This window comes from Virgibacillus sp. NKC19-3, assembly GCF_019837165.1.
GTDB lineage: Bacteria > Bacillota > Bacilli > Bacillales > Amphibacillaceae > Virgibacillus_L > Virgibacillus_L saliphilus.
The window spans coordinates 670204-696400 of record NZ_JAGYHC010000001.1 but is presented as its reverse complement, the minus strand read 5'-3'; the positions used below and the strand labels follow the sequence as shown (position 1 = coordinate 696400).

Genomic DNA, 26197 nt, shown 5'->3' with positions numbered 1-26197 from the left:
TGCAACATGAAAAAAGGTTTCAGAAAAGGAAGCACGAACACAGTTTAGACGAATGATACACTAGCGGAGGAAAGGCAAGGTGAGACACCGAAGTGCACCAGCACAAGGGGCTCACCAGCCGCCCACGGAAGGCGAAGTATATTTCCGGAGCGGGTTTTAAATAACGTCAAGTTCGGAATTTCCTTTGATTATGAAGCTTTTATCTAAAGCTCCTACTAGCTTCTTTACACTTATAATACCAACTGACTCACAATCCAGGGTGCTGCATATAATACCATAAATTGCACACCATAATTAACACCCCAACGATGTAGTAATCCGGCTACAAGACCTATTAGCAAAACGCCACCAATATTAATGAAACCTGCATCCATATAGCTAAGCATTAACACAAGACCAAAAAACACACCCAGTAATGCTTCATGGGGAATATATTTGAAAACGAAAGAAACAATTTGTTGCGTATACTTGATGGCAACAAAATAGGTTAGACTGATTGCAATGGTAGCCCCGATTACCGTCGCCACAATAAAGTCACCTGTGGACAGAAGATGATGTAAATTATGATCCTCTGTAAAAACCGGTGGCGCATTAAACAACGCAATACCCGGCCCAAGTGCTGTCGGAGAAACAGGAACCCCGATTGCAATTAATGGGATTAACGTCCCTGCAATATATGCAGCATTGGTTACTCCATCCATACTTGAAATGGCTCGTGATGCCTTTTTAATGGGATCTTTTATCCGACTTGATAATGTCTCTCCTAAAAATATTGTCATCCCTGCTGGGCTCATGAAAAACGTAAAGACACCTAAAACGGAGCCCAAGGAAGAGGAGCCGATTTCCTTTTTATCTAAAATCGTAAACGGATTCGGGAATCCTTTTACAGGCTTTTGCTTTTTTATAACGATGTCATTCGTATGACGGCGTGGTAAGGTCCTTAGAATCTCTTTATTTAACAATTCAAATAAGCGTAAAATGATTGGCCCAATGGTTATTCCCAGAAAGAAGGAAGTAAATACGGTGACATCCTCCTCCACGGCACCTACTCCCCAGTAGAGATGCCTTAATCCTTGGATAAGCAATGCAAACGGAACAATGGAAATGAGTGCAAGCCAGCGATTTTTTGTCATTAGTGCCAGGAACACTGCACCAAAAAAGAAAATCTGGCTGGAATAATCCGCAATGACGTCCCCTAGTGGCGCGATTAAATTTGCCAGGATTAAACTTAATGGGACAGCAATGATTGTTCCAATAACCGATCCTGATGCCATTTTGCGAATACTGACGTCAGGCAACCCGTATTTTTTCAACACCATTGCATGATCAACCATGGGTGCAGATAATACGCCACCCGGGATTCCAGCTATCGCTACAGGAATAGAATCCGTTAGTTTTTTGGCGACAATGGAAGATATGAAAAAGGCTAAGATAACAATTGGTTCCATACCAGTTAGTACCAGAACTAGCGTTACTGGAGCCAAGACTGCGGTTTCATCTGTTCCTGGTGCAATGCCAATGATCGTATATAATACTGCCCCTAAAACGGACACAGTAATCATTTCAAAAATTAGTGTCAGTTCCATAGACTAGATCTCCTCATCCTCATAACGAAGCGTTCGTTTCGGTTTAATAATAAAACTGCTGATGATAAACCCTGCGACAACTCCAACCAACCCATAGATGAGCGGACGAGGAGGTTCATTGGGTGCTATAAGGTAACCACCAAGTGCTAAAACACTGCATATCACCATACTTAAAAGCAGCTCTTTAATATTCACCAAATCTTCCCATACCTCAATATTTTTGCCTTTATCCTGTTCTACATTTTTTGTTTTAGACATATGTATTGCCTCCTAAAAAACCTTATATGCAGAATTATATTATACAATGTCGTCAGTAAAAATGAAATTATTTATGTGAAAATCGTAACATACTTTGATAAATAATGGACGTTAAAAAGGCGCATAACTTTCCCCCGACTGATCAAAATAAAGAAGACTACGTTAAGGAGGTAATGAACAAATGCAAAACCAGCAACAAAACTTTCAAGGCTCCCAAGAAATGCCTGCTCAGCAAAGCCATGGTGGACACGAACTTTTTGATGCCCATGAAGCTATATCCACTTTAGCTGGAGGTATGGAACAATATTTATTATATGAGCAGCATATTCAAGATCCAGAATTAAAAGCGATCCTTCAACAACAAAAAACATTTTTAACACAAACGTATAACACGATTGTTGAAACAATGCAAACCGGGCAGGAACCTACTGTAAAAACAAAAAATTACAATATGGGGCAAAGTAATAACGTCATATACGGCATGCAGCCATCGCAACCAAAAACACCTGCTCAGTCTGTAAATGAAATTAATGATCAACATGTTTCCGGTTATATGATTGACGTGCTTAAAACAGGAGCGACTGTTTTTACCACAACCGCATTCGAGACTACAAACCCTGTTTTAAGAAGGGTTTTTGCAGATAGTATTCCAAATTTGGTGGAAATGGCTTATGAAGTGTTTTTATACCAAAATAAGAATCAATATTATCAAGTGCCACAACTAAAACAAACCGATATGCAGGCGATCATAAATGGTTTTGCACCAATGCCAGGAACTATGCCGCATTAATGAAGAGCAATTAAGGGAAGCTGGTAGAGAGGCCAATTTGCGAATAAAGCACAGTACAGATGCCCCAGCCCTTATGAGGGAAATGCTCATTACTCGAATGAGTTCCCTTTCTTAAGGAATTTGGCTTAGGTCGGGACTTCATTACTCGAATGAGTGCCCTTTCTTAAGGAATTTGGCTTAGGTCGGGACTTCATTACTCGAATGAGTTCCCTTTCTTAATGAATTTGGATCGGGTCGGGACTTCATTACTCAAATGAGTGCCCTTTCTTAAGGAATTTGGATCGGGTCGGGACTTCATTACTCAAATGAGTGCCCTTTCTTAAGGAATTTGGCTTAGGTCGGGACTTCATTACTCGAATGAGTCCCCTTTCTTAAGGAACTCAGCTCGGGTCGAGACTTCATTACTCGAATGAGTACCCTTTCTCAAGGAATTTGGCTTAGACGGTGAATCCGCACCTCGCTTCCAAAAGACTACCTGTTTTCTTACAAAACAGGTAGTCTTTTCTTAAAGCTAAGAAAGTATAAAATTTGATCTAATCCAACAATCGGTTATTCTCATCAACGGACATTACTCTCGCAGGATTGGAAGCATCATTCTTGGAATATTCACCGTCCCCATCACAAACACTACACCTGTATTGCCAACCCTCATCATCTGAAAGTAGGCCTGTTCCTTCGCAAGCCTTACATGTCTTCTCTCTGTCCAATGGAAGTCCCTCCTATATTTGTTTGGATACTCCTAGTATGTGAAAAAAAGCTTCTACACATACTAAGCATGAAAATAATGAAATGAGGTGATTCCTTTGGGCAGAGATGAACACAATAAAGCGAAAAATAGCTTCCTTGCACAGACACCAAAAAGGCAATTGACAGATGGCAAAGATGTGGAATTTGCAGAAGAATTTGCTGATCATGCGGATAAAGAGGCACAAGCAAGAAGTCGCGTGGCTGATAAGCGGGCGAAAAAGAAAGAATAAATACAGCCTGAGGTATTCTTATCCAAACGATAGGGATACCTCCTTTTATTTGCTTCTCTACAGGCGACTTTGTACAATTGAAGTAGAAAGATAAGGAAGTGAGGCACAGCTATGGGAAAGAAGAATGTAGACGATTATCTCACAGAGGGAATGTACGGAAAACGAAGGCCAAAGGAGGAGGAACGCGAACGGTTCCTTGGAACGCTTCGAGAACGTATTGTAATAGCTTTAACCATAGGACAGGTAATGTCAGATAAAGCACTCGGGGAATTAGAAGAAGCAATGAAGCGGAACACGCAAGCCAAACTACTCATTAATGGTCAGGTTGCTTATCGATTTTTAAAAGGAGAAAGAGAGCTAGCGAATAAATATAACATCCCTTACACTACCATCACAAACAAGGAAAATGAGACAGATATTGGTGCAGTACTAACCTATGATTACGCTATCGATAAAGAGGAAATTTTTATTGACAATGAACCGGAAAAGGAATCAGAAGAAACGAATGAAACGGAAAAGAAATCCTTTATTTCTAAAATCAAGTATTGGTTTGAGTAAATCGCCTACGTTTCGATGGACGTAGGCGATTTTTATTTGCCTTAAGAAGCCGTAAATAAAAGAATGACAATGTGGGATACTAATGGATGGAGGTGTTTACCCGTGAGTCAACCATACCGATGTCCAAATTGCAAAACCAATCGTTCCAGATTCAACATTATTGAACAAGTGGCAAATCCCGTCAAATTAGATGCACAGACTGGTGAGGTTATGAATGATTATACCAATGAAAATGTGGAAGTTTTCCATACAACGTATAATGGACCAAAATACAGAATTCAATGCGGCTCCTGTGGTTTGATAGAAGATGAGAAAACATTTATCAAATACGGGGAATATAGCGGAAACTGAACGACCGTTTCATGAAACATCACTTAATAAATAGGTGATGTTTTTTTATGCATGATTTTTGTTTCTTCATACATCAATCACAGTATGTTATTCCCTTTTTCAAGTAATAAAATAATTCGCATGCCATAATAGTTAAAAAAGAGAAGGATGTGAACGTATTGTTGACAGTGAATCATGTACAAAAACAGTACGGTGATATGCAGGCATTGAAAGATATCTCTCTAACTATTCCGGATGGGATTGCCTACGGTCTTGTCGGGCCAAACGGGGCTGGAAAATCAACGCTATTGAAAATTCTTGCTTCCGTCATTCAAGACTATAAAGGGAAATTTTCTATCGGTAAATCCATAATCGGCAAAGAAATGAAAGAACAGATTGGCTATATTCCTCAAGAAATTTGTCTGGAACAAACATTGACCGCGTTAGATAATTTATACTTCTTCGGAAGGCTGTATGGCATAAAAGGAAAACACTTAAAAAATAGCGCAAATAAAGTTTTAAAAGATGTCGGATTATCCGGACGAGGGAATGATAAAGTGCTGACATTCTCAGGTGGCATGAAACGCCGCCTAAATATTGGATGCGGTCTCATGCATGCACCAAAAATCATTATTATGGATGAACCAACTGTTGGAATTGACCCACAATCTCGCCGATATATTTTCCAAATGATCGAACAGCTCACCCAAAAAGGTTGTACGGTTTTGTATGCCAGCCATTATATGGAAGAAGTCGAACAGCTATGTGATGAAGTGGCATTCATCGATCAGGGAGAAATCGTTGAAAAGGGAAGTATTGAACATTTACTACAAATGCATGCATCCCCTTCTATTTTTATAAAAGGGGAAAACAGTTTGCCGGACAACATCCGGAAGTTTGGGACAGTTGGAAACAAGGACGGCGGATATGTACTATCCACCAGCACCCCACTGGAAGCAATGAAAGCCGTTTTACAACATTGTCAAAGCAACAACGTGCCATTAGAACAATTAGCACTCGTTCAGCCGCGACTGGAAGACGTTTTCTTTGATTTAACCGGCAGTCAACTGCGAGATTAAGTATGTTACACTAATAGGGAGGTTTTACCATGGGCGCATTGATTTTTATCGACATGAAAAAGTACCTGCAAGACAGAGGTCTATTATTTTGGATGTTGATTTTGCCAATTATTTTCACGGTTTTATTTATCGCTGGGCTTACTTCTGGAACGGAAGCAGCCGTACGCGACCAAATTATTCTATCGATTGTACCGGGCTATACGGTTATGTTTGTGTTTTTCATCCTGATTAACATGGCTGAGGCGGTGCTGAGGGATCGGAATCTCGGGATGACAGCCAGGATCGCAAGCACGCCGCTCTCCCCCTATTTATATTTACTGGGGAAATGGATTCCGAACATGATTATTGTTTTTATACAGATTGTCATCTTGCTGTTATTCGGCAAGCTCGTCTATAATATCCCTTTGGAGCAGCCATTTTACTTGCTGCTATTAGCTGTATTCTTAACATTTACGGTAACTGGAATAGGACTTGCGCTTGCGTTACTTGTAAAAACAAATAACATGGGGATAGCGATCACACAGGTAGTCGCGCTTGGTGGAGGGTTTCTTGGCGGACAGATGATGCCACTCGAGACGATGCCTGCATTCATGCAAACGATCAGTAAATTCCTGCCACAATTCTGGGCACATCAGGGGTTCCAGGAAGCTATGAAAGGCACATTGCCAGCTATGGAACTCTTTCAAATTGCCCTCATCCTATTTGGATTTGGATTGGTAGGATTTATCATCGCATTACTGCGTTATCCTTTCTTTTTAAAACAGGCCAGAGGTTAGAAATACTGGGGGAATGACCTGATGAAAGTAAATATTGATATCGACGATACGTATGAGGAAACTTCGGTAACCATTCAAGCGAAGGAATGGACAGAGGAGCTGGAGGAAATTGTAAAGGTCGTAAAGAAGCGCAAACAGCAGCGTTTATTTGGCATTGAATCCGATCAGACAGTGCTGCTGGATCCTAGTGAGATTGATTATGTCTATGCGGAAAAAAGAAAGATATTTGCCGTATTAAACGATCGTACGATTGAAATAAAAATGAAGCTTTATGAAGTAGAAGAAATGCTTGCTCCTCATGATTTTACACGCTTTTCCAAATCTGTTATTGGCAATATCAATCGTATTGAGCGCTTTGAATTATCCTTTAATGGCCTTTGTGTTTACTTTCATACAGGGAACAAGGAATACGTTACAAGGAAATATGTAGCAGCTATAAAAGAAAAGCTGGCGAAGGGTGGGCAAGCTGATGATCGTTGAAGCGTTAAAGCGGGTTACGAGCGGGATCGCTGTTGGTGGCGTTTGGACCTTTGTTGTTCTTTCCATTCTCAAATTTAATCACATAGAAGCTACGGTATCCGACATTTGGATAAGTATGCTGGGAAGTTTGATTATCGGCATTTATTTTGGATTATCTTCGTTTATCTTTGAGGTGGATAATTGGAGTCATTTAAAAACGACCGCTATCCATTTTAGCCTATCAATCGCTGTTTATTTTATCATTGCGTTTTCTGCTGAATGGGTGCCATTTACACCATTTGCCATTATTACGAGCGCACTCATATGGATCCTGATCTATATCCTCGTTTGGACTGGGTGGTTTATATACTTTAAAAAAATAGAAGCCTCGTTAAATGAAGAAGTACGGAAAAAGAAATGAAGGAGCTTGGCACTCCCCGTATTTTGTCAAATATCCTTCGCTTTACATAGAGGTAAGCGATTTCATATAATGGAGTTAATGATCATTATATTCAGGAGGGGTTAGATGGGGCATATAGAGGAAGGTACATTACTATGGGAACCTAATGAGGACTGGAAACAGCAATCATTCCTTTACGATTATATGAAGTGGTTAAGAGAACAAAAAGACATTTATTTTGACGATTATCATTCCTTGTGGAAATGGTCCGTAAATGAGGTCGAAGCTTTCTGGCAGTCACAGTGGGAATACTTTGATATTCAATCCAAACAATCTTATGAGGCGGTATTGACGTCACATCAAATGCCTGGTGCCAAATGGTTTCCGAATGCAACCATTAATTATACGGAGCATATTTTCAGAAACCGAGACGCGAATAAAGCAGCGATTATTCATGCTTCTGAAATACGGGAGAAATCGGAAGTTACCTGGAAGCAACTTTATCAAGAAACCGCAGCACTACAGCATACTCTGCAACATTTAGGCGTCCAAAAAGGGGATCGTGTTGTCGCCTATGTGGCTAATATCTATGAATCCGTGGTTGCCTTCTTAGCAACAGCCAGTTTGGGTGCTATTTGGTCAAGTGCTTCCCCTGATTTCGGAACACAAAGTGTCATCGACCGTTTTAAACAAATCGAGCCAAAAGTGATGATTACCGTTGACGGCTATAGCTATAACGGAAAGAATTATGACCGTACAAGCGTTGTAGCAAACATTCAATCAGAGCTACCAAGCTTGGAAGCAACCATTGTCGTTCCTTATCTAAACGGCAATCCGGATTTACGTGGCTGGAAAAATGTTATACCTTGGTCAGACGCTGTACAAACAAATGAACAACACACGCTCACATATGTTCACGTTCCATTCAATGACCCATTATGGGTATTATTTTCATCGGGAACAACTGGAAGGCCGAAACCCATCGTTCAAAGCCAAGGCGGCATTTTAATCGAACATCTAAAAGCGCTCACCTTCCATGTAGACTTAGGTGAAGATGATCGGTTCTTCTGGTTTACAACAACCGGTTGGATGATGTGGAATTTCCTGGTAGGAGGACTTCTTACAGGTAGCACGATTATTTTATATGATGGAAATCCCGCCTATCCGGATAAAAAGATGCTATGGAAGTTTGCTGCAGACACAAAAATGACCGTCTTTGGAACGAGCGCCAGCTATATCACATCTTGTATGAAAGATGATGCATTCAAACCGGGCGAAGAATTTGACCTTCGTTATTTAAAAAATATTAGTTCCACAGGATCGCCATTACCACCAGAAGGCTTTCAGTGGTGCTACGAAAATGTAAAAGAGGATTTGTGGATTGCTTCCTCGAGTGGAGGGACGGACGTATGCACCGCTTTTATTTTAGGTGCACCGATTTTACCGGTTTATGCCGGAGAATTACAGTGCCGGGGGCTTGGTGCTAAAATTGAAAGTTTTAACGATAATGGCGAGCCTGAAATAGAAGAAGTAGGCGAATTAGTACTCACCGAACCTTTTCCATCGATGCCGATTTACTTTTGGAATGATGCGGACGGAAGTCGTCTGCATGACAGTTATTTCGATATGTATCCGGGAATTTGGCGACATGGTGATTACTTAAAAATCACAGACCGTGGGACATGTGTTATTTACGGGCGCTCCGATGCGACGATTAACCGTGGTGGCGTTCGAATCGGAACAAGCGAAATCTACCGGGCAGTCGATCAGATAAAGGAAATCGCGGATAGTTTGATCGTGGATATTCCAACGAATAATAGTGATTCGTTCACACCACTGTTTGTTGTAATGGCGGACGGCTATAAGCTGACAGATGACATTTATCAAGAGATTAAACACCAAATCAAGGAACAATGTTCACCACGTCATGTTCCAACTGGCATTTATGAAGTGCCTGATTTACCCAAAACATTAAACGGCAAAAAGTTAGAAATTCCCGTTAAAAAACTATTAATGGGAAAGCCACTTGAACAGGTCGTTAATATAGGCTCCTTAGCGAACGATGCGTCTTTAAATTATTTTATGAATTTTAATCAGGAAATAAAATAAATGAAGAACAAAGGCGAAGGTGCCCGGTTAGCAACGCACAAACTGGAACACTTCGCAGTGAGATTAGATGAACTTGACTTATCACCAGTAGTGGTGAAAGTCAAAGTGAATCTTATGCTTGGAAGGCGAAAAGGAAACATGCCCCTGCATCAGGGGAGCCGTGCGTTGGCCGGCAAGGCCGTTCCTAGTCGGCCTTCCTTTGTCAAGTGAGCCGATGTTGACTTTCACCCCAAGGGTATAAGTGCGACTAAGCCTCTGGCAGAGCCAATCGGCAAGTCTTCTTTATCGTAATAGAGAAGTGTGAAGTTTGGGACTGCGCGGATGCTCGTCCCACCAAAAGACTTGGGACTGCGCTAAAGCTCGTCCCACCAAAAGACTTGCTATTGCTGGGCGCTGGAGCCGGATGTGGCTACTTTTGGAAATCAAATTATGCCCAAGCAAATAATTTTATAATTTCCTAGGCAAGAACAATACGGGCGAGCTAATGCAAGCTCGCCCTTTCTATTTTACATCCAACATTTTCGGTTCTACAATATATGTTGGGGTGTGAATCATTTTCTGAATAATATAAAGCACGCGAGCTCCTTATTTGTTAAACTGAAGTTAGCGAAAAAACAGATACAAAAGGAGTGCGTGCAATTGAATTCTAACATTCATTTACCAGGATTTGAAGCCTTTACGATCCAAAAGTCAGAAGAAGTTGACGGCATCTATTATCTTCATGTTGATAGGGAAGTAAAAAACCATCGTTGTCCGGCTTGTGGTGCTTATACATCAAATGTCCATGATTACCGGGTACAAAAGATTCAACATACCCGTATATTTGGCAGACAGGTTTATGTTTTCTATCGTAAGCGACGCTATGTTTGCCGATCCGGTTGCGGGAAGCGTTTTTATGAGGATAACCCCTTAGTGGAGCGTTATCAGCGACAGTCCATGGAGATGAAACAGGCCGTAGCGATGGAGCTTATTCACGGAAAAAGTTTCAGGGATGTTGCTCATCGATTTGATACATCCCCAACCACCGTTATTCGACGGTTCGATTATATTACGGCCCCGCTGTTGGATGAAACACAAACATTACCGGATGTGATTGCCATTGATGAATACAAAGGGGATGCCGGTGGAGAAACATATCAGACGATTATTGCCGATCCCGTAAATAGAAAACCGTTGGAAATACTGGCAGACCGTAGGAAAGAAACGGTAAAGAATTATTTACGGAAACATGGTGAACGCGTAAAGATGGTCGTGATGGATATGAGCCATTCGTTTAAGGCCGCTGTTGATCAAGCTTTGGGGCATCCTATTATCATCGCGGATCGCTTCCATTTTTGTCGGTATATCTATTGGGCTTTAGAAAGGGTCAGAAGACAGGAACAAAATGCTTTTGATGATTATGATCGCAAAAAATGTAAACGGATGAAACATGTATTTTATAAACAGCCGGAGACATTAACAGACAAACAAGCCTGGTATCTGGAACGATACTTACAAAAATCTGCCTATTTGAAACGGGCTTACCAACTTAAAGAGGCTTATCGATTATGGTTTGAGACAGCTAAAGAGAATGGCTCGAAACACTTGGGTGCAACGAAAGCGCATCTTTATGAATTCTATGACCTAGTTCGAGAATCGGGTGTTACGGAATTTGAACAGGCTATCGGGACCCTGCAGAATTGGCAGAAGGAAATTATGAATACGTTTGGTTTTGAACTGCATAACGGCTATATTGAGGGGATTAATAACCAAACCAAGGTTCTTAAGCGTAATGCATTTGGCTTTAAACGATTTGATCGCTTTCGGGCGAAGGTATTACTGCATCATCAATATAAAAAGCTGGATATTCGGGTGGCATAATAATAAGGAGTGAGCATACGCTCACCCCAACATTTGACAGAGAACCCATTTTTCATCTGCGTTTCATTACGCCCCACCACAACATAAGCTATAAGCGAAAAGGGTAACAGCAGCACGATCGAAAGCAACCCCAGTGGCTGTGGGAGAAAATGTATCGATAACACATACAATCCACTCCCGCAATCATCGAGGCAAGTGCGCCGTATTTATTTTCTCTAAGCCAATAAGCCCCATTTCTTTCAAAATTCACCACGAATTCTTCTATCAATATACTTGAAAAAGGCGTAAAAAGCATGTAAACTATATTCTGGATGATATGATAAAAAATATCCATCGGGGGCTGTAGTTCAGTAGGGAGAATATTTGTCTGGCAGACAAAAGGTCACGGGTTCGAGCCCCGTCAGCTCCATATTCTACAAAAAGCACGCTTGCTTATTTCTAATTTTTAGAATGGGTAAGCGTATTTTTAATCAAATATTTTCTTCGTACCCTTCCTTATGTACCAGCGTCCAATAACAGAAATAAATGGTTCGTCTGATTAACTAACAAACGTTGTAATTATCATACTAATTGCGATAAATAACATTCCTGTCATTGCCATGGTATACATTACTTTCTCAGAAGTCGAAAGCTACCTCTGCTTCTTAACTTTATCAATCTTTCTTATAAAGAAAACTGTTACAAAAAGAAATAATAAGTAAGCTGTATATTGTAAAATTTCTGCTAAGAGAGCCAAAATTATCTCCTCCCCTTAAATTGGGGTAACAAATGATTCTGATATACTATAGATAAGATTCGTTTGTGTTAAAAATATTTTGAATTACCATTTTAACTGTTTATCGTATTTACTCGCTTTTGGGAATTGTATTTTAAACACTTAATATTCCATCCTCCAAGGAAAACTTTCCCAGCCAATCTTCTGTCCAAGATGCTTAAAAACCTTACTTTTTTGGCAATCCAAGCATTTGCGACAAACGTATATCGACTATATTTGAACGAATCATTTTTCTCTTCTAAATCTTTTTCTTTCCAAGTCAATTCTCTCTTGTTCCCTTTATGTATTTCAGTTATCGTTTGTTATGACAACAATTATCACGATGAATAATGCAGTAAGTAACATCCAAAACAGTTTCATTCCTTTTTTGGAAACGTCCCCGTTATCTTTTCGGTTCTTGTGTAAAATTACAGCACTTCCAACAGATACTATCAATGCAATTCCCCAAATGAAATATGCAGCAGTAGACATGGAATCACCCCTTCTAGTAAATTTTAGACACGACAACCATTGAAATAAATACCGTACTAACAACCAAAAATGTTATCAACATGACCGCATGAAGGGCACTGATAACCAAGATGTTAAAATAAATAAGCGACATGAGGAGAATAAGATAAAAGATAATCGCAAAATAAGAATAAAACATCCCTTTTTGCCGAATGAATGTTGTTCGCTCATCCTGTTTTGCCATCTGCGGGGCAAGATACCCATTACAAATACAAATTACCGAAATCATTGTAGGTGGATAAATTTGCATTATTCGGAACTCCCCTGCTCCAAAAGATATTGCTATCCCAATTCCAGTAAATATAAGAAATAAGCAGCCAAGAATAAAGTAAATACGACGGTAGTTCATATTTATCCCTCCCTTATTTTCATTCATTATCCTCCAAGAAAAAAATGTCCTCAACAGCAGTATGAAATTCCCTTGCCATTTGTAATGCTAATGGAAGTGAGGGATTATATTTTCCTTTTTCAATCGAAATAATCGTTTGTCTTGATACTCCGAGAATTAAAGCCAGTTTATCTTGTGAATAGCCATTTCGTTTTCTATAATTCATAACTTTATTTTTCACCCACCGTTGCGCCTCCTTTCCTTAATCTTATAGTAAAGCAAACTTTACGTCAAGTTTGCTTTACATTTTTTCTTAAAAAGAACCGCAAATGCGGTATAGTTCAGTGTACATAATCCCTGTCTATCCTCCACAAGCACAAGATAATCGTTACGTGCAATACGGGGTAAAGACTAATAACCGGAGTAACGACTGATTGCGGCATACTGTGTTTATACTACTTCTGTTATGATTCCTTCTTTAATCCCATATTGAATAAGACCCTCGTAAGGATCACCAGGAATGCCTAAAAGTGTACAAAATGCTGGTTCAGTCTTGTATCCTTGCTTTTTAAGATTTATCACTTTTTCTTTAAGGTTGGGGCGCTTTTCTAATAACTTATGTTCAATTAACATATGTAAATATGCATTTTGTTTAAGTACAGGTTGAGATTGACCAAACAATTCAAACTCAAAATTTCTGAAGAAAAAATTTGCTTTAACGACCGGATTACCTCTTATAGTTGTCCTTTTTAACTTAAAATTGCCTTTGCTATGATATAGTATTTGTAGCCGTTCCTCAAAATAATCTAAATCCTGTACTTCCATTACGATGTCTAGGTCTGATCCTAATATATCTATACCGATGGGCAAAGTTCCGCATAGAACCGGATTGCATGAACTTAAGTCATCACAAATATTCAGTTCCCTGATAACTGCATACGCTTTTTGTTGCTTTTTATTACCCATTTGCATCCCCTCAAATAAATTACTCAACGCAGCACCTTCTTCATCTGAAAATATAATTTTAGGGCGTTATCTGTTCAAGAAAATCATTCATGCTTTTTAAACATAAACCTCCATATACGGCTTTTCCTGCTTATAATAATCTATCCTATCATGCAAAGTACCAATATGAAATTCGAACTTATAACCATTCGGATCATAAATAGACTTCTTACCCTTTCATCCCTAGGACGACCAGTTAAGATGTTCACTCTCCATTTCACTAATTTATTATATATGCTATCAAATCAGCCTTATTGATAGCAAAAGCAACATGAGTGTATACCTGACTTATATCATTACGAGAAATATTACCCATCCAAAGGCCCAAGAATTATTTTACACATACGGTCGATTCTTCACGCTTCCGGTTGATTCTCAGACCGGACGAACGATTCCCAGACGTTCCAACTGATTCCCACATTTTTAGAATACATGGAACCTCACCGTTTGTTGCGCTTGCAGCTGAACATAGCTGTTTATCTATAACCCATGATGCCCAAGCAAATAATTTTATAATTTCCTATGCGATTAAAGAAAAGGTTAGCTGGACATTATACTTGAATCCAGCTAACCTTTGTTTCCCCACAATACTTTTCAGGAAGGTTTCTTAGGAGATTGATATATAGTGTTTTTCTGAAGATTATTGCGTAAGATGAAATACTTGGGGTTAAAATATACAGTTAACAACATACTTTTCTTTAATGCTTGAGCTGCACTTTTCTGAATAAATTCGTATGCCTATCCAATTGCGATTGAACATGTTTAAAATGACTTCTCGCTTCAACTATAAAATGATCAAGTTTCTCCTCTATACGAGCCTGACTTAATGCAAATGAATTTTGATTTTCTTCAAAACGAATTTGCCTCTCTTCCATACGAGCTTGATTAATAGCAAGGTGCTCTTGGCTTTTTTCTACTTGACCAAGTCTCTTTCCAAATCTATTTAAATTTTCTTCAAATCGATCTTGCCTTTCTCCAAACGCATTTAAACTTTCCTCAAACCGATCTTGCCTTTCTCCAAACGCATTTAAGCTTTCCTCAAATCGATCTTGCCTTTCTCCAAACGCATTTAAACTTTCCTCAAACCGATCTTGCCTTTCTCCAAAGACATTTAAGCTTTCCTCAAATCGGTCCAGCCTTTCTCCAAAGGCATTCACTTTCTCTTCCACTCGATCCAGTCGCTTCCCAAAAGCATTTAAGTTATCTTCAAACCGAGCTTGTCCTTGTTGGATTATTTCCAAATGTTCTAAAATAATATTAAGCTTTTCCTCCACCTTCATCCCTCCCTTCTTTTCCTAATAGTATACCATCATCTATACAAAAATACATCGAAAGATTCTCTCGCTCACTTAAGCATTAGGATCAGAGGGACGAGCCGCTTAAATAAAACTATAAAACTATCTCCCCTGCATCAGATGCACGATATACCTGTCCAACCGCTCCTCCATCATGTGATCCGTTAACCCTGTTATACCAAAATCCTTCCATCCCAGGTATACGCTTGGGCGCTTTCCAGAAAGCATATCCATGGCGGAAATAAGATCCCAATGGAGGGCATGTTTATACGTTTTTCCGGCAAATTGCTTATATGCTTCTAAGAATCCAGCAGCAGTTTCTACATCATATAACATCGCCAGATTTACTCTGCAGTGTCCGACATCAATTCCTGCTGGACCCAAGCAGGCGTTTACCCAATCCACAATGCCACTGACTTTCTCATCACGCCACATAACGTTTGCAGGATGAAAATCTCGATGAATAAAGTTATTTTTCATATTAGGGCGAGGCCCCTTTGCTATAGCTATTGCTTTTTCCCATACATCTGGAACGCTGGACCATTCCGGAATTTCTGTCTCCGAAATAGCATTATAAGGAAAGTAAGTCCATGGAAAATTACTTGCTTCAGCAGTATGAATATTGGCAAGTGCCTCTGCCAGACCAGCCAGCCATTCATCCCTATCCCTTGGCTTTAGATTAACGTTCCCCTCAAGCTTTGACATTACAACTACCGGGATCCCACATATCTCCCCCTTCTCATCATAGGCGATGATCTCAGGCGTAGGGAAACCAACTTTAGATGCCATTTGCAAACTTGCCGCTTCATGCATAGCAAGATCAGGCTCTTTGTCCAACCATTCTTGATCATTAAATTGCCGCACCACTACTTCCACAGGATTTTCATCAACATGAAGCGTTATACGATGTAATATAGAGGAAGTGCTACCTTTTAATGGTTCCACGGATTGTACAGACGCGTTTATATGTACTTGTTGTTTAACCCAATCCAGCAAAGATTTTGGGACCCCCATTTTATCTCCCCCTTTTATCCTTTTATCCTTCAAATACACGTTAAAACCCATTATAGAATACAAACGAGCGCCATTATCAATGGTTTAATCAATCGTTTGATCAATCATAGGCAAAGCACGAGACGATTCTTAGTCATGACACTACCCATAATTGCCGGAAGAACTTTTAAAACGTGCCAGTATGTCATTGGCATATAATGATATTACCAAAAAGCTTAATAGTATGGCGAAATCATGAAGTAGACCAACACGCCAGTAAAGCTGACATACAGCCATAGTGGCATTGTCCAACGTGCAATTTTCCGGTGTTTTTCTACTTTCATATTCAAACCTCTTCCAAGTGTGATTAGCGCAAGCGGCACAATCAATGCAGCCAGAACAATGTGTGTAATTAGTATAAAATAATAAATGTACATCATAGGACCGTCTCCGCCGAAGCTTGTAGACTCAGCCATAGAATGATACGTCAAATAGAAGATGAAGAATAAAAAGGTTGTTACGAATGCAGCAATAATAAATCTGCGGTGCACTTTGATGTTTTTCTTTTTAATCATGATTAAAGCAATCAACAAAAAGATAAAGGTGAAGCTATTCAAAATAGCATTTAACATGGGCAATACGGTTAACTCCATGCCAGCTATTGTTGCGTCTGGGTTTGTTGGCAAGAAATACGTTCCCAAAATAACGCCTACAATCAATATAGATAAAATCCAAATCAGCGGATTATAATTGCGCTGTCTAGTATAGTTAATGTCATTAGGCATCTGTTTTTTCACTCCAATATAAAATTCCTTTCCATAAGCATATGAAAATTAACCGCAAACAACAAGTCAAAAGTAATATTCACTCCTATAAAAACGAGAAATGTCATACTTTTGACAGAAAACAGGCTATCCAATTAGGTCTTTTCTTTTGACCAAAAAGTGATAACAGGAAAGTTTCCTAGCATTCTGTATGTATTTTTCATCTGCTTTATTATCCGGAAAAGGGAATGATATGGATTTGAATATAGGTACACTTTCCACTTATTCAATTTCCATGACAAGTGCGAGCCTATTTGTTAAACTAAAGGTAAATAATCAATAAAAGTAACTACTAGGGGTGCCCAATAATACGTGGGCTGAGAGGAAAGCGCATTGAGGCTTTCTGACTCTTACGGACCTGATCTGGATCATACCAGCGGAGGGAAGTAGTTTGACGAAATGTCTTATCTATTTTCAAATTCGAAGCCAGGTCCCCCATGGGATTTGGCTTTTTTTAGTTCTCTCTGGGAAGAAGTCATGGATGAATCGAACGTATCTATTAACAACCATGGCTGTTTTCATTTAATAGCGGTCAATGACTGCACAATGAAAAATAATGATATATAACCCGGAAAACTACTATTCTTTCGTCCTTCCGAATCCATCAGAGGAGGTTTTATAAATGAAACACGTTTCAACGGCTCTTACCATTGCTGGAACCGACCCAAGTGGTGGAGCTGGCATTCAAGCAGACTTAAAAACGTTTCAAGAATTAAAAAGCTATGGCATGTCCGTCATTACATCTGTCGTTGCCCAAAACACCACAGGCGTTCAAAATGTTCACCACCTACCCATCGACATGATCAAACAGCAGCTGGATTCCGTGATTTCCGATATTCCGGTTCACGCATGTAAAACAGGGATGATTGCAAATAGGGACATGATGGAAGTCATTGCAGGATATGTTTCAGAATTGGATGCATCTTATGTCATGGATCCAGTTATGGTTGCAACAAGTGGAGATTCCTTAATTGATCAGGATTCACGTCTTTTTTTACGTGAAAATCTTTTGCCACTGACAACCCTAGTAACACCAAATATTCCGGAGGCTGAATTTATTACCGGCAATACAATTGAGACAACCGATGACATGAAACAAGCTGCTGAAACGATCGTAAAGAATTTCGGTGCTGGAGCAGCTCTTATTAAAGGTGGACATATGTCGGGGAGTGCAGTGGATTTTTTATACGACGGGATGGACATAAAAACCTTCTCAGCTGATCGCATGAATACCAACAATACGCATGGAACTGGATGTACGTATTCCGCTGCGATTACAGCCTTTTTAGGTCAAGGCATAGCGCTTCAGGATGCTATTTCACAGGCAAAACGTTTTATAACAGCAGCAATTAAGCATTCCTTTTCTCTTGGTTCCGGAAATGGTCCTACGAATCATTGGGCAGACCGTGAAGAGGTGATACTATGAATCCAAACATTATTCAGGAAGTACGGGGAAATAGTCCATTGATTCACCATCTAACCAATCAGGTTGTCATGAATTTTACAGCAAACGGGCTTTTATCCTTTGGCGGGGCACCAGTTATGGCAAAAGCAGAGGAAGAGGCTGCGGCCATGGCTTCCGCTAGTGACGGCGTTCTTCTTAATATTGGCACACTGACATCCGTTGAACTTCCAGCAATGCTCCTAGCAGGAAAAGCTGCAAATGAAAAAGGAATTCCGGTAGTACTCGACCCGGTAGGAATAGCAGCCACCTCCTTTCGTACATCTGCTGTGAGGAAAATCTTGGAGGAAGTCAAACCAACCGTAATCAAAGGAAACGCAGGGGAAATGGCACAACTCGTACAAATTCCTTGGGAAACAAGAGGCGTGGAATCGGTTGGGAAAGGAGACACGGAGGAAATCGCTATGAAAGTTGCAGAAGCCTATGAAACAGCCGCTGTTATAACCGGAGAAACAGATATGATCTGCGTAGGAAAAAATGTGATCAAAAATGAAACCGGTGATCCACTTTTGGAAAAAATCACCGGAGCTGGGTGCTTATTGGGATCCATTTTAACTGCCTGCTTAACAACGAAGGCACAAATCGAGGAACAGGTTTTAACAGCCGTTTATTTTTATGGGGTAGCGGCTGCGTATGCCGCTGCTCATGAAAGTACGAAAGGGCCTGGAACCTTTTTACCTCAGTTCATCGATGCTCTTTCCCTGGAACCCAGTGTACTGGAGAGGAGATAGCCAATGGCATTACAAATAAACACGAGCTTACGTAAATATTTTATCATGGGCAGTCAAAATTGTGATCGGGATCCTGCAGAAATACTGGAAACCGCTGCATTAGCTGGAATAACAGCCTTTCAATTTCGGGAAAAAGGAAAAGGATCACTAACGGGAGAAGCGAAACTAAAATTAGGTATTTCATTGCGTGAAATTTGCCAGAGATATAACATCCCCTTCATTGTAAATGATGATGTTAAACTAGGTAAATCCTTAGATGCGGACGGGATCCACGTTGGTCAGGACGACCAATCCGTTCAAGCAATCCGTGACCTTTTCCCTGATAAAATTATCGGGCTTTCTGTATCGAATGCGCGTGAGATTGCGAGTAGCCCGCTGTCTCTAATCGATTACGTTGGTGCTGGTCCAGTTTTTGCAACCAATTCAAAGATTGACGCTAAGAAAGCCGTTGGCGTTGAGTGGATTACTGCATTACGAAAAAGATTCCCGACATTACCTATTGTAGGAATTGGCGGTATCACAACACACAATGCTACTTCTGTGATCGACGCAGGTGCAAATGGGGTTTCGGTTATCTCGGCGATTACCCAAGCTGAAAATATAAGGGAAGCAGTTCGAGCCTTATAGATATGAATGGTGTTAAAAGGGGCTGGGACAAAAGTGTTTTTAACAAATATATTCCGAATATACATCGCTTCGGAAATATACTTCGCGCACCTTAGGGCGGCTGGTGAGCCCCCTTGTGCTTTCACACTTCGGTGTCTCACCTATGCCTTTTCTCCCGCTGGAGTCTCCGCATATTTCCTACGCTAAGTTTGGCAATGTTCGTTTTTTTAATTAAACACTTTTGTTTTGTCCCAGCCTCACATTTTTATATTCAAGAATGACACAAGGAGTTATTTCTTATGTTGATCTGCATAAACCGCCATAGCATCACGCATAAACACTGCTAATCCATCGCCAAATTGGTCTATATTTTTAGTGAAACGCCCGTCGTCAACATACATCTGGCCAAGTCCTTTAAAAGCATCTAATGAATAGTTGCCTATTCGGTTCAAGAAATCATACCACATTTTTATACCTTCTTGAGCTACATCTGATGCAGGAGACTCATGGCGAATCGCAGCTAATTTACGATAAATATCGTTGAACTCTGTTTCAAATGCTTCTTTTTCACTTTTGGACATGGTATTTATTGTCGTATTCGATTCCTCAACAGCTTTGTCTCCCCATCGTTCGCGCGCTTCCTGCTCATATGGGTTATGGCTGAAGTCAAAGCCTTCAAATTTCTCTTTATCGCTCATTTGTATTTCTCCTTTCTTGTGTTGGATTGTTTTATCAACATTCCGAATCATATGATCCAGCCTGTTTCGTTTTTCAAGCAGCATGTTACGATGCAAATCAAGTGCTTCGTATTGGTCAAATAAAGGATCATTGATAATTTGTTTAATTTTTTTCAACGGGAAACCCAGTTCTCTGAAAAATAAAATCTGTTGCAATGTCTCAAGATCACCTTGTGAATATTGTCGATACCCAGACTCCGTAGTATCTTCCGGGATTAATAATCCAATTTCATCATAATAATGTAGTGTACGCACACTAATTCCCACTAAATCGGAAACTTCTTTCACTTTCAAAACGAGCTGCCTCCTTTCATGATTCATGGTAAAGCATGACGTAACGTTAGAGTCAAGTTCTACTTACAATACAAGTAAATAAATCTATGTGCTCCAACTTCTCATCCGATGTTATCAACCCGCCCATTCTTCAAAAAATATTCCCTATTTAGAGCAATAACCCATATAGTAAAGAGAACGTATTTATAAGGGAGGATATAGCAAATGAATGATAACAAACCACCGTTTGATGATCAGAGGCAGTTTAATTTTCCTGGATTTATATGGGGGCAATTATTTGGACCGGGAGGCCAGCAGCAATTTCCGGGACAGCAGCCTCCGGGAGGGATTCCTGGCGGGCAAGTTAGCGCTCCTGCTACCCCACCGCCACCTTTTACACCGGAGCAACCTTCATTCCAAGCCTATGCAGTGGATCCCGGGGGGATTCGCGGTTGCATGTTTCGTTTCACCTATATATGGCTAAGAAATGATGCTTTCTGGTTTTTTCCAACATTTTTAGGTGCTAATTCCATTGCAGGCTTTCGTTGGCAAGGATTCAGGTGGGTTTATTTCGGCATTGATTTAAACCGAATCCAATCTTTTCAATGTTTTTAACAATGTAAACAAACGTTTCTTCAATAGAAACAGCACGAGCTGCGTTTTATTGAATCGGATATAACCATTCAAAAAAGAGACCGTAGTCATATGATACGGCCTCTTCTAAAACTTGTACTCTAGTTTTCACTGCAAAATTTCCTGCTTACGTACTAATGCTTTTATTAACTATCGAATTTATTTACTTTTTTCCGCATTTCCCGTTGCCAGATAAGTCCTTGTTCTAACGCCATCTTTTTCGCTATTCTCGGAGCATTCCAGAGTGGCGGCAACAGTAGCAGCGATACGGGAACTGCAGTTATAATAATGGAATTCTGGATCGATGTAACGCTATCTTCTCCTATCGTTAGTATGACCACTGTCGTAAGACCAAAAATAATTGCCCAAAATACGCGCAACCATCGTTTGGGATGGTCATTCCCTGTTATTGTAGCAGCCACGGTATAGGACATGGTATCTGTAGTAGTTGCAACAAAGACAATAGACACGAGTAAAAATCCTAATCCCATTACCATACCAATTGGCAGTTGATCCGTAATTGCCATTACGGATGCTGGCATCCCTCCTGCATTTAACGCATCTGAAATAGAACCGGGATTTTCCCTTTCGAAAAATACGCCTGTCCCACCTACGACAGAAAACCAAAAGTTATTAACGATTGGTGCAACAATGGAAACAGCGATAACTAATTCTCGAATCGTTCTCCCCCGAGAAATTCGACTGATGAATACAATTAACATTGGAGCATAGCCAATAAACCATCCCCAGAAGAAGATCGTCCATGATGAAAGCCAGCCTTCGTCTCCGCGAAACATACTCATCGTGAAGAAGTTTTGCAAATGGAAACCTGTTCCTCCCACAAATGCATCGATAATAAACATCGTAGGTCCAATAATGAGAACAATAATGGCCAATAAAATTGTAAACTTCACATTATAATTACTGAGATGGTAAATCCCTCGATCCACCCCTGTAGCAGCAGAAATAGCGGCAACCCCAACAAGTACTAATACGACAATGATACTAACTGTCAATGTATTTGGCACATCAAACAAATGATTTAATCCATAGGATATCTGTAAACCCAAGAAGCCTAAAGGTCCGAGTGTACCGGCAACTGTTGCAATAATAGAAAAAATATCAGCTGATGATCCAAGCAAACTTTTTCCATATATTTTTTCACCAAAGATTGGATATAATAGTCCTCTTGGCTTCAGCGGATACCCTTTACTGTAATGAACATACATCATAACAACGACAGCAAGTGTTCCAAGAATTGCCCAAGCAGTAAACCCCCAGTGCATAAATGCATGTGCAAATGCTGCATTCATATTATCGAACTGACCGCCGCCAAATAATGGGGGAGTATCCATATAATGGTACATCGGTTCAGCGGCAGCCCAGAACACACCACCACTTGCGAGCAATGTTACTAAAATCATAGAAACCCAACCAAAATAACTATATTTCGGTTTATCCTGCCGCCCTAATTTTACCTTTCCATATCTTGAAACAGCCAATCCCAGGCCAATGAAAAAGTTTGCGAGTAATAATAATTGCCAGTACGCTCCAAATAGATCGGAAGCATACGTAAATAACGTGTCAACAGCATTTCCAACCATTTCGCTGTTTACGAATGATATAATAATAAATGCAATTAAAAATCCGCCACTTACGATAAATACCGGCCAATCTAATTCCTTCTTCTTTTTTGATTTCACGCTTTTCCTCCTAATTTGTTTTAGGAGCAAGTGTCTATAATTTTGTGTTCCTTTGCCATTAAAGACCGTTGGATGGCAAATGACTATTATGTCTCACGTTATAATACCCATTGACAAGTACCACCGGCTTGCTCAATTAAGTAACATATTTTATTATTATAGGAATAATCCAATAGCTAGTCAAACTTTTATAATATAATGAATGGTCACCTCCATTACCACTTTAAAATTTACTATATGCTGGATGTAAAAAAAATAGTATTAAATTTGGAAAGCCTCGACCTTCATAGAACAAAGGCACAGGGCGCCCGGTTAGCAACGTACAAACTTCGCTCAGCGCTGCGGGTGGTTCAGGCATGCTCAACAATGTGGCAATCTAAAAAAACGATTAGGACGGGCCTAACCGTTTTTTTATTTATTTATAATCTCATCCACTGTTGATTCCACTTCTTGACGTGTCATTTTTTCATTGCCATTTTTCATAGCCTTTAGCGTTTTTTTCGCTAGTTCTAATGGAATTTTAGAAAATAAAATAATATTTTTATTCTCGATACTTTCTATGTATCTATCACCTTGCTTTAAATTGTTTGATGCGTAGGCAAATAGGTCGTCTCTAGTCCAATTATCCGGAACGAACCGTACCCCGCGTTCTTCATCTTCCCCTTGATTACGTAGAATGTTAACCGCTTGTAAGCCTCTACCATATCCGATAGCAAATTCTCTATCTGTTTCTGTCTGATCATACCATTCCCAAGCATCGGACAACATAACACCAACTAAACCTGCGACATAATACGTATAATCATCCAGATCCGCTTTCGTTCTAATGCGCCAATCCTTCTCTACCCAATCCGCCATACCATCAGCCATGACACTTGTTGACTCTTTCATTTTTTCCACAAATCCTGTAGGACAAAAATCGATCCAATCCCCCAGTCTTACTGTAACTTCAGGAAGGAGAGACTCGTAGGGCTGAACGAATTGACGATATGCCTCTTTATCAAATTCTGTCCGTAATAGCTCACTCGTGGACCTTAGTAGGTATTGCTTTGTCTTCGCGTCCAATTGCTCATGGTCCTCGATTTCATCAACAGCACGCATGCATAGATAAGACGAAGCCACTGTCTCTTTCAGTGTTGGCTTCAATAATTTAATTGGAATATAAAACGTTCTACTTGTAAGTTTCAAGACGCGCATGGCATCTTTATATAATTTCGCGTCATTATTCAACGAGGCAGTCCCCTTTCTTCATGTAGGTAAAGCTATTATATCAAAAAAAACAGTACCTGGCACACCCCACATTTTGTCGAATACACGAGAAATTCTTCTTGTCTTTCACTTCAAATAGGATTACGATTGGATAGATAGTTTTATTTAGAAGAAGGAAGTCATCTTTTATGGATAAACGTGTATATTTACTGACTATCGTCTCGTTTGTTGTCGGGATGGTTGAATTAATTATTGGCGGGATATTGGATTTAGTGGCCACTGATTTAGATGTAGGCCTTGGACAGGCTGGACTGCTGATCACTATTTTTTCATTGATTTTTGCCATTGCAGCTCCAATCTTATTAATCACAACAGCTAAAATAGAACGGAAACGACTGACTCTGATTTCTTTGGCTGTGTTTTTGCTCGGAAATATTGTCTCAGCTGCCAGTCCTTCATATAGCATCCTATTCCTTGGGCGTGTTATTTCCGCCTTAAGTGGATCCCTACTTATTATTCTATGTTTAACCATGGCTGCTAACATTGTTAAACCTGCCTATCGCGGGCGCGCCATTGGAATTGTTACGATGGGTGTCAGCGGGTCTCTTGTACTTGGTGTACCAATTGGTTTGATGCTGGGCAATTTCTTTGGCTGGCGAGCTCCGTTTGTATTCATTGCCATGCTAACCCTATTATCCATGGTCGGCGTGTATGCGCTGATGGAAAAGGTTGCTCCAAAACCATCGATTCCGCTTCGCCAGCAGTTAGCAACACTTAAAAATCGAAAAATATTCTTTGCACACCTGACAACGTTTCTGTTTTTAGCAGGCCACTCAACGCTATATGCATACCTAACCCCATTTGCCAAAACGACGATGGATCTTGATGGAACATGGGTGAGTATTATCTATCTACTCTTCGGGATTGCTGCTGTAAGTGGAGGCGCGGTCGGTGGCGCTTTATCCGATCAAATTGGATCAAAGCGTATGATTTTTGCAGCTATGATTCTATTTGGATTCGCGATTTTTTCTATTAGCTACACCACGTTTGCTTTGCCGATATTTTTAGTGTCATTAGTCATGTGGGGAATGGGAAACTGGGCAATAACGCCAGCGATGCAAAGCTACCTGATCGAAACATCTCCTGAAACATCCGATATTCAGCAAAGTCTAAACAACTCTGCATTGCACTTTGGAATCGCATTTGGCTCTTTTGTTGGCGGCATAATCGTTGAACAAGCTTCCGTTGAAGTAACGCCACGTGTCGGTGGACTGTTCGTTATTATTGCGCTTATCTCCGTGTCCATTTCCATGGCGAAAATTCGAGGGAAAGCGTATGTTTGATTAACATGATGGAGGTTTTCTTAAATGGAAAAGGCTTGCTTTTCTTTGTTGATGAAAACAAGCCTTCTTACCCTTCGTCTCAATATCATGAGTTTAAATTTATGGTGACATTATCTTTTTCTTCCTACGTCCTTCTACTCAGAACCGCCAGGGATATAAGCCCTCCCCCTACACCAATTGCTGCCCATGCAGCTACATTACCGAATAACATACCAATCCCTGAGCCCAGGAGAATACATCCAACAAAAGCAATACCAGCACTATTATAATTCATCTTTCACACCCCACTATTTTCATCTTTATAGTAAGTGTATTCATGGAAAATTCGAATAAGCCTTCTTCCAATAAAATTCACGTATTTTTTATGTACCATCGCAAGAATCAACAACGAAGAAACAATACTACCCCCACCCTGACTCAACGCTCACCTTCCCTGCTTAAGCTCGCTTTTCCTTAAAAAAACATGATGTAAGCGGTGTTACTGGATTTAACTATTGCCATCCTTCTTTTTTCGTGTTTAAATGACTATTAAATAAAAAACTAAATTTATAATTAGAAAACTTGGCTTTTATCTAAAAAGAAATGTTG

Annotated in this window: 29 protein-coding genes, 1 tRNA gene, 1 pseudogene and 1 riboswitch; of the genes and pseudogenes, 17 read left to right on the top strand and 14 right to left on the bottom strand. The window is 40.1% G+C overall.

The annotated features are described in order from the left end of the window. Positions 1 to 230 precede the first annotated feature (230 nt). Positions 231 to 1586, bottom strand: a complete 1356-nt coding sequence (locus tag KFZ56_RS03540; RefSeq protein WP_222640293.1) for a tripartite tricarboxylate transporter permease — start codon at positions 1584 to 1586, stop codon at positions 231 to 233. Between the two features lie 3 nt (positions 1587 to 1589). Then, positions 1590 to 1844, bottom strand: a complete 255-nt coding sequence (locus KFZ56_RS03535; RefSeq protein ID WP_222640291.1) for a hypothetical protein — start codon at positions 1842 to 1844, stop codon at positions 1590 to 1592. Positions 1845 to 2025: 181 nt separating this feature from the next. On the opposite strand from KFZ56_RS03535, the gene KFZ56_RS03530 reads away from it, so the two are divergent. Beyond that, entirely contained in the window at positions 2026 to 2634 is a 609-nt protein-coding gene (locus tag KFZ56_RS03530; protein ID WP_222640290.1) for a spore coat protein, read from the top strand. Positions 2635 to 3167: 533 nt separating this feature from the next. Here the strand turns inward: KFZ56_RS03530 and KFZ56_RS03525 are convergent. Then, positions 3168 to 3341 (bottom strand): hypothetical protein, encoded by a 174-nt coding sequence (locus tag KFZ56_RS03525; RefSeq protein WP_222640289.1) that lies wholly within the window; start codon positions 3339 to 3341, stop codon positions 3168 to 3170. Between the two features lie 96 nt (positions 3342 to 3437). Here KFZ56_RS03525 and KFZ56_RS03520 point away from each other — a divergent pair, with 96 nt between their 5' ends. From KFZ56_RS03520 to KFZ56_RS03470, 11 genes and pseudogenes are all read left to right on the top strand, one after another. Next, positions 3438 to 3611, top strand: a complete 174-nt coding sequence (locus KFZ56_RS03520) for a YfhD family protein (protein WP_222640288.1) — start codon at positions 3438 to 3440, stop codon at positions 3609 to 3611. A gap of 111 nt (positions 3612 to 3722) precedes the next feature. Further along, complete coding sequence (locus tag KFZ56_RS03515; RefSeq protein WP_222640287.1) at positions 3723 to 4169, top strand: YueI family protein; 447 nt, start codon at positions 3723 to 3725, stop codon at positions 4167 to 4169. 102 nt (positions 4170 to 4271) lie between these two features. Further along, complete coding sequence (locus KFZ56_RS03510; RefSeq protein ID WP_222640286.1) at positions 4272 to 4520, top strand: DNA alkylation repair protein; 249 nt, start codon at positions 4272 to 4274, stop codon at positions 4518 to 4520. Between the two features lie 149 nt (positions 4521 to 4669). Then, positions 4670 to 5578: an ABC transporter ATP-binding protein gene (locus KFZ56_RS03505; protein WP_309228246.1), complete on the top strand. Its 909-nt coding sequence runs from the start codon at positions 4670 to 4672 to the stop codon at positions 5576 to 5578. Between the two features lie 29 nt (positions 5579 to 5607). After that, complete coding sequence (locus KFZ56_RS03500; protein ID WP_222640283.1) at positions 5608 to 6354, top strand: ABC transporter permease; 747 nt, start codon at positions 5608 to 5610, stop codon at positions 6352 to 6354. 21 nt (positions 6355 to 6375) lie between these two features. Next, the gene (locus tag KFZ56_RS03495; RefSeq protein WP_222640281.1) at positions 6376 to 6834 is read left to right on the top strand and encodes a LytTR family DNA-binding domain-containing protein; all 459 of its coding nucleotides are present in this window, start codon (positions 6376 to 6378) and stop codon (positions 6832 to 6834) included. Further along, the gene (locus tag KFZ56_RS03490; protein WP_222640280.1) at positions 6824 to 7234 is read left to right on the top strand and encodes a DUF3021 domain-containing protein; all 411 of its coding nucleotides are present in this window, start codon (positions 6824 to 6826) and stop codon (positions 7232 to 7234) included. Before KFZ56_RS03495 ends, KFZ56_RS03490 begins: the two co-directional genes overlap by 11 nt. A gap of 180 nt (positions 7235 to 7414) precedes the next feature. Next, a pseudogene (locus KFZ56_RS03485) lies at positions 7415 to 9322 on the top strand (acetoacetate--CoA ligase); the annotation flags it as partial. A gap of 57 nt (positions 9323 to 9379) precedes the next feature. Next, the gene (locus KFZ56_RS03480) at positions 9380 to 9532 is read left to right on the top strand and encodes a hypothetical protein (protein ID WP_222640278.1); all 153 of its coding nucleotides are present in this window, start codon (positions 9380 to 9382) and stop codon (positions 9530 to 9532) included. Positions 9533 to 9955: 423 nt separating this feature from the next. Beyond that, positions 9956 to 11182: an ISL3 family transposase gene (locus tag KFZ56_RS03475; protein ID WP_222640277.1), complete on the top strand. Its 1227-nt coding sequence runs from the start codon at positions 9956 to 9958 to the stop codon at positions 11180 to 11182. A gap of 336 nt (positions 11183 to 11518) precedes the next feature. After that, positions 11519 to 11591, top strand: a tRNA-Ala gene (locus KFZ56_RS03470). Positions 11592 to 12245: 654 nt separating this feature from the next. Here KFZ56_RS03470 and KFZ56_RS03465 read toward each other — a convergent pair. The 7 genes from KFZ56_RS03465 to KFZ56_RS03435 all read right to left on the bottom strand — a co-directional run bounded on the left by KFZ56_RS03465 (position 12246) and on the right by KFZ56_RS03435 (position 16873). Beyond that, positions 12246 to 12428 carry a hypothetical protein gene (locus KFZ56_RS03465; RefSeq protein ID WP_222640276.1) on the bottom strand — a complete coding sequence of 61 codons (183 nt, stop codon included), beginning with the start codon at positions 12426 to 12428 and terminating at the stop codon, positions 12246 to 12248. A gap of 13 nt (positions 12429 to 12441) precedes the next feature. Beyond that, on the bottom strand, positions 12442 to 12816 hold the full coding sequence (locus KFZ56_RS03460) for a permease (RefSeq protein ID WP_222640275.1): 375 nt from the start codon (positions 12814 to 12816) through the stop codon (positions 12442 to 12444). Positions 12817 to 12835: 19 nt separating this feature from the next. Further along, complete coding sequence (locus tag KFZ56_RS03455) at positions 12836 to 13036, bottom strand: helix-turn-helix transcriptional regulator (RefSeq protein WP_309228244.1); 201 nt, start codon at positions 13034 to 13036, stop codon at positions 12836 to 12838. A 209-nt stretch (positions 13037 to 13245) separates the two neighbouring features. Further along, entirely contained in the window at positions 13246 to 13767 is a 522-nt protein-coding gene (locus tag KFZ56_RS03450) for a DUF4269 domain-containing protein (RefSeq protein WP_222643881.1), read from the bottom strand. 731 nt (positions 13768 to 14498) lie between these two features. Further along, positions 14499 to 15074, bottom strand: coding sequence for a hypothetical protein (locus tag KFZ56_RS03445; protein WP_222640273.1), 576 nt, complete (start codon positions 15072 to 15074; stop codon positions 14499 to 14501). Between the two features lie 123 nt (positions 15075 to 15197). Then, positions 15198 to 16109 (bottom strand): phosphotransferase family protein, encoded by a 912-nt coding sequence (locus KFZ56_RS03440; RefSeq protein ID WP_222640271.1) that lies wholly within the window; start codon positions 16107 to 16109, stop codon positions 15198 to 15200. A 215-nt stretch (positions 16110 to 16324) separates the two neighbouring features. Next, the gene (locus tag KFZ56_RS03435; RefSeq protein WP_222640269.1) at positions 16325 to 16873 is read right to left on the bottom strand and encodes a DUF420 domain-containing protein; all 549 of its coding nucleotides are present in this window, start codon (positions 16871 to 16873) and stop codon (positions 16325 to 16327) included. A gap of 323 nt (positions 16874 to 17196) precedes the next feature. Then, a riboswitch (TPP riboswitch) is annotated at positions 17197 to 17314 on the top strand. A 220-nt stretch (positions 17315 to 17534) separates the two neighbouring features. On the opposite strand from KFZ56_RS03435, the gene thiD reads away from it, so the two are divergent. From thiD to thiE, 3 genes are read left to right on the top strand one after another with little or no spacing between them, the layout of a single operon-like run. Beyond that, entirely contained in the window at positions 17535 to 18338 is an 804-nt protein-coding gene (thiD, locus tag KFZ56_RS03430) for a bifunctional hydroxymethylpyrimidine kinase/phosphomethylpyrimidine kinase (RefSeq protein WP_222640268.1), read from the top strand. After that, on the top strand, positions 18335 to 19105 hold the full coding sequence (gene thiM, locus KFZ56_RS03425) for a hydroxyethylthiazole kinase (RefSeq protein ID WP_222640267.1): 771 nt from the start codon (positions 18335 to 18337) through the stop codon (positions 19103 to 19105). The genes thiD and thiM overlap by 4 nt, the downstream gene beginning before the upstream one ends. A 3-nt stretch (positions 19106 to 19108) precedes the next feature. Next, entirely contained in the window at positions 19109 to 19732 is a 624-nt protein-coding gene (gene thiE / locus KFZ56_RS03420; RefSeq protein WP_222640266.1) for a thiamine phosphate synthase, read from the top strand. A 269-nt stretch (positions 19733 to 20001) separates the two neighbouring features. On the opposite strand, the gene KFZ56_RS03415 is transcribed toward thiE, so the two are convergent. Continuing rightward, positions 20002 to 20769 carry a MerR family transcriptional regulator gene (locus tag KFZ56_RS03415; RefSeq protein ID WP_222640265.1) on the bottom strand — a complete coding sequence of 256 codons (768 nt, stop codon included), beginning with the start codon at positions 20767 to 20769 and terminating at the stop codon, positions 20002 to 20004. 177 nt (positions 20770 to 20946) lie between these two features. Between KFZ56_RS03415 and KFZ56_RS03410 the strand changes: the two genes are divergently transcribed. Continuing rightward, positions 20947 to 21336, top strand: a complete 390-nt coding sequence (locus tag KFZ56_RS03410) for a hypothetical protein (protein ID WP_222640263.1) — start codon at positions 20947 to 20949, stop codon at positions 21334 to 21336. Positions 21337 to 21500: 164 nt separating this feature from the next. Here the strand turns inward: KFZ56_RS03410 and KFZ56_RS03405 are convergent, their stop codons facing one another. Together KFZ56_RS03405 and KFZ56_RS03400 are read right to left on the bottom strand one after the other, a co-directional pair. Further along, entirely contained in the window at positions 21501 to 23057 is a 1557-nt protein-coding gene (locus KFZ56_RS03405) for a BCCT family transporter (RefSeq protein ID WP_222640260.1), read from the bottom strand. Between the two features lie 411 nt (positions 23058 to 23468). Continuing rightward, positions 23469 to 24287: a squalene/phytoene synthase family protein gene (locus KFZ56_RS03400; protein ID WP_222640258.1), complete on the bottom strand. Its 819-nt coding sequence runs from the start codon at positions 24285 to 24287 to the stop codon at positions 23469 to 23471. A gap of 167 nt (positions 24288 to 24454) precedes the next feature. Here KFZ56_RS03400 and KFZ56_RS03395 point away from each other — a divergent pair, with 167 nt between their 5' ends. Next, the gene (locus tag KFZ56_RS03395) at positions 24455 to 25609 is read left to right on the top strand and encodes an MFS transporter (RefSeq protein ID WP_222640256.1); all 1155 of its coding nucleotides are present in this window, start codon (positions 24455 to 24457) and stop codon (positions 25607 to 25609) included. 124 nt (positions 25610 to 25733) lie between these two features. On the opposite strand, the gene KFZ56_RS03390 is transcribed toward KFZ56_RS03395, so the two are convergent. Further along, positions 25734 to 25883 carry a hypothetical protein gene (locus KFZ56_RS03390; protein ID WP_222640254.1) on the bottom strand — a complete coding sequence of 50 codons (150 nt, stop codon included), beginning with the start codon at positions 25881 to 25883 and terminating at the stop codon, positions 25734 to 25736. Positions 25884 to 26197 lie beyond the last annotated feature (314 nt).

What these genes read in the sequence shown, in the direction of transcription:
- KFZ56_RS03460 (WP_222640275.1), bottom strand. Translation starts at nt 12,816, where the DNA reads ATGAACTACCGTCGTATTTACTTTATTCTTGGCTGCTTATTTCTTATA.
- KFZ56_RS03495 (WP_222640281.1), top strand. Translation starts at nt 6,376, where the DNA reads ATGAAAGTAAATATTGATATCGACGATACGTATGAGGAAACTTCGGTA.
- thiD (WP_222640268.1), top strand. Translation starts at nt 17,535, where the DNA reads ATGAAACACGTTTCAACGGCTCTTACCATTGCTGGAACCGACCCAAGT.
- KFZ56_RS03410 (WP_222640263.1), top strand. Translation starts at nt 20,947, where the DNA reads ATGAATGATAACAAACCACCGTTTGATGATCAGAGGCAGTTTAATTTT.
- KFZ56_RS03500 (WP_222640283.1), top strand. Translation starts at nt 5,608, where the DNA reads ATGGGCGCATTGATTTTTATCGACATGAAAAAGTACCTGCAAGACAGA.
- KFZ56_RS03395 (WP_222640256.1), top strand. Translation starts at nt 24,455, where the DNA reads ATGGATAAACGTGTATATTTACTGACTATCGTCTCGTTTGTTGTCGGG.
- KFZ56_RS03440 (WP_222640271.1), bottom strand. Translation starts at nt 16,109, where the DNA reads ATGGGGGTCCCAAAATCTTTGCTGGATTGGGTTAAACAACAAGTACAT.
- KFZ56_RS03535 (WP_222640291.1), bottom strand. Translation starts at nt 1,844, where the DNA reads ATGTCTAAAACAAAAAATGTAGAACAGGATAAAGGCAAAAATATTGAG.
- KFZ56_RS03530 (WP_222640290.1), top strand. Translation starts at nt 2,026, where the DNA reads ATGCAAAACCAGCAACAAAACTTTCAAGGCTCCCAAGAAATGCCTGCT.
- thiE (WP_222640266.1), top strand. Translation starts at nt 19,109, where the DNA reads ATGGCATTACAAATAAACACGAGCTTACGTAAATATTTTATCATGGGC.
- KFZ56_RS03465 (WP_222640276.1), bottom strand. Translation starts at nt 12,428, where the DNA reads ATGTCTACTGCTGCATATTTCATTTGGGGAATTGCATTGATAGTATCT.
- KFZ56_RS03515 (WP_222640287.1), top strand. Translation starts at nt 3,723, where the DNA reads ATGGGAAAGAAGAATGTAGACGATTATCTCACAGAGGGAATGTACGGA.
- KFZ56_RS03450 (WP_222643881.1), bottom strand. Translation starts at nt 13,767, where the DNA reads ATGCAAATGGGTAATAAAAAGCAACAAAAAGCGTATGCAGTTATCAGG.
- thiM (WP_222640267.1), top strand. Translation starts at nt 18,335, where the DNA reads ATGAATCCAAACATTATTCAGGAAGTACGGGGAAATAGTCCATTGATT.
- KFZ56_RS03490 (WP_222640280.1), top strand. Translation starts at nt 6,824, where the DNA reads ATGATCGTTGAAGCGTTAAAGCGGGTTACGAGCGGGATCGCTGTTGGT.
- KFZ56_RS03390 (WP_222640254.1), bottom strand. Translation starts at nt 25,883, where the DNA reads ATGAATTATAATAGTGCTGGTATTGCTTTTGTTGGATGTATTCTCCTG.
- KFZ56_RS03435 (WP_222640269.1), bottom strand. Translation starts at nt 16,873, where the DNA reads ATGCCTAATGACATTAACTATACTAGACAGCGCAATTATAATCCGCTG.
- KFZ56_RS03540 (WP_222640293.1), bottom strand. Translation starts at nt 1,586, where the DNA reads ATGGAACTGACACTAATTTTTGAAATGATTACTGTGTCCGTTTTAGGG.
- KFZ56_RS03415 (WP_222640265.1), bottom strand. Translation starts at nt 20,769, where the DNA reads ATGAATCATGAAAGGAGGCAGCTCGTTTTGAAAGTGAAAGAAGTTTCC.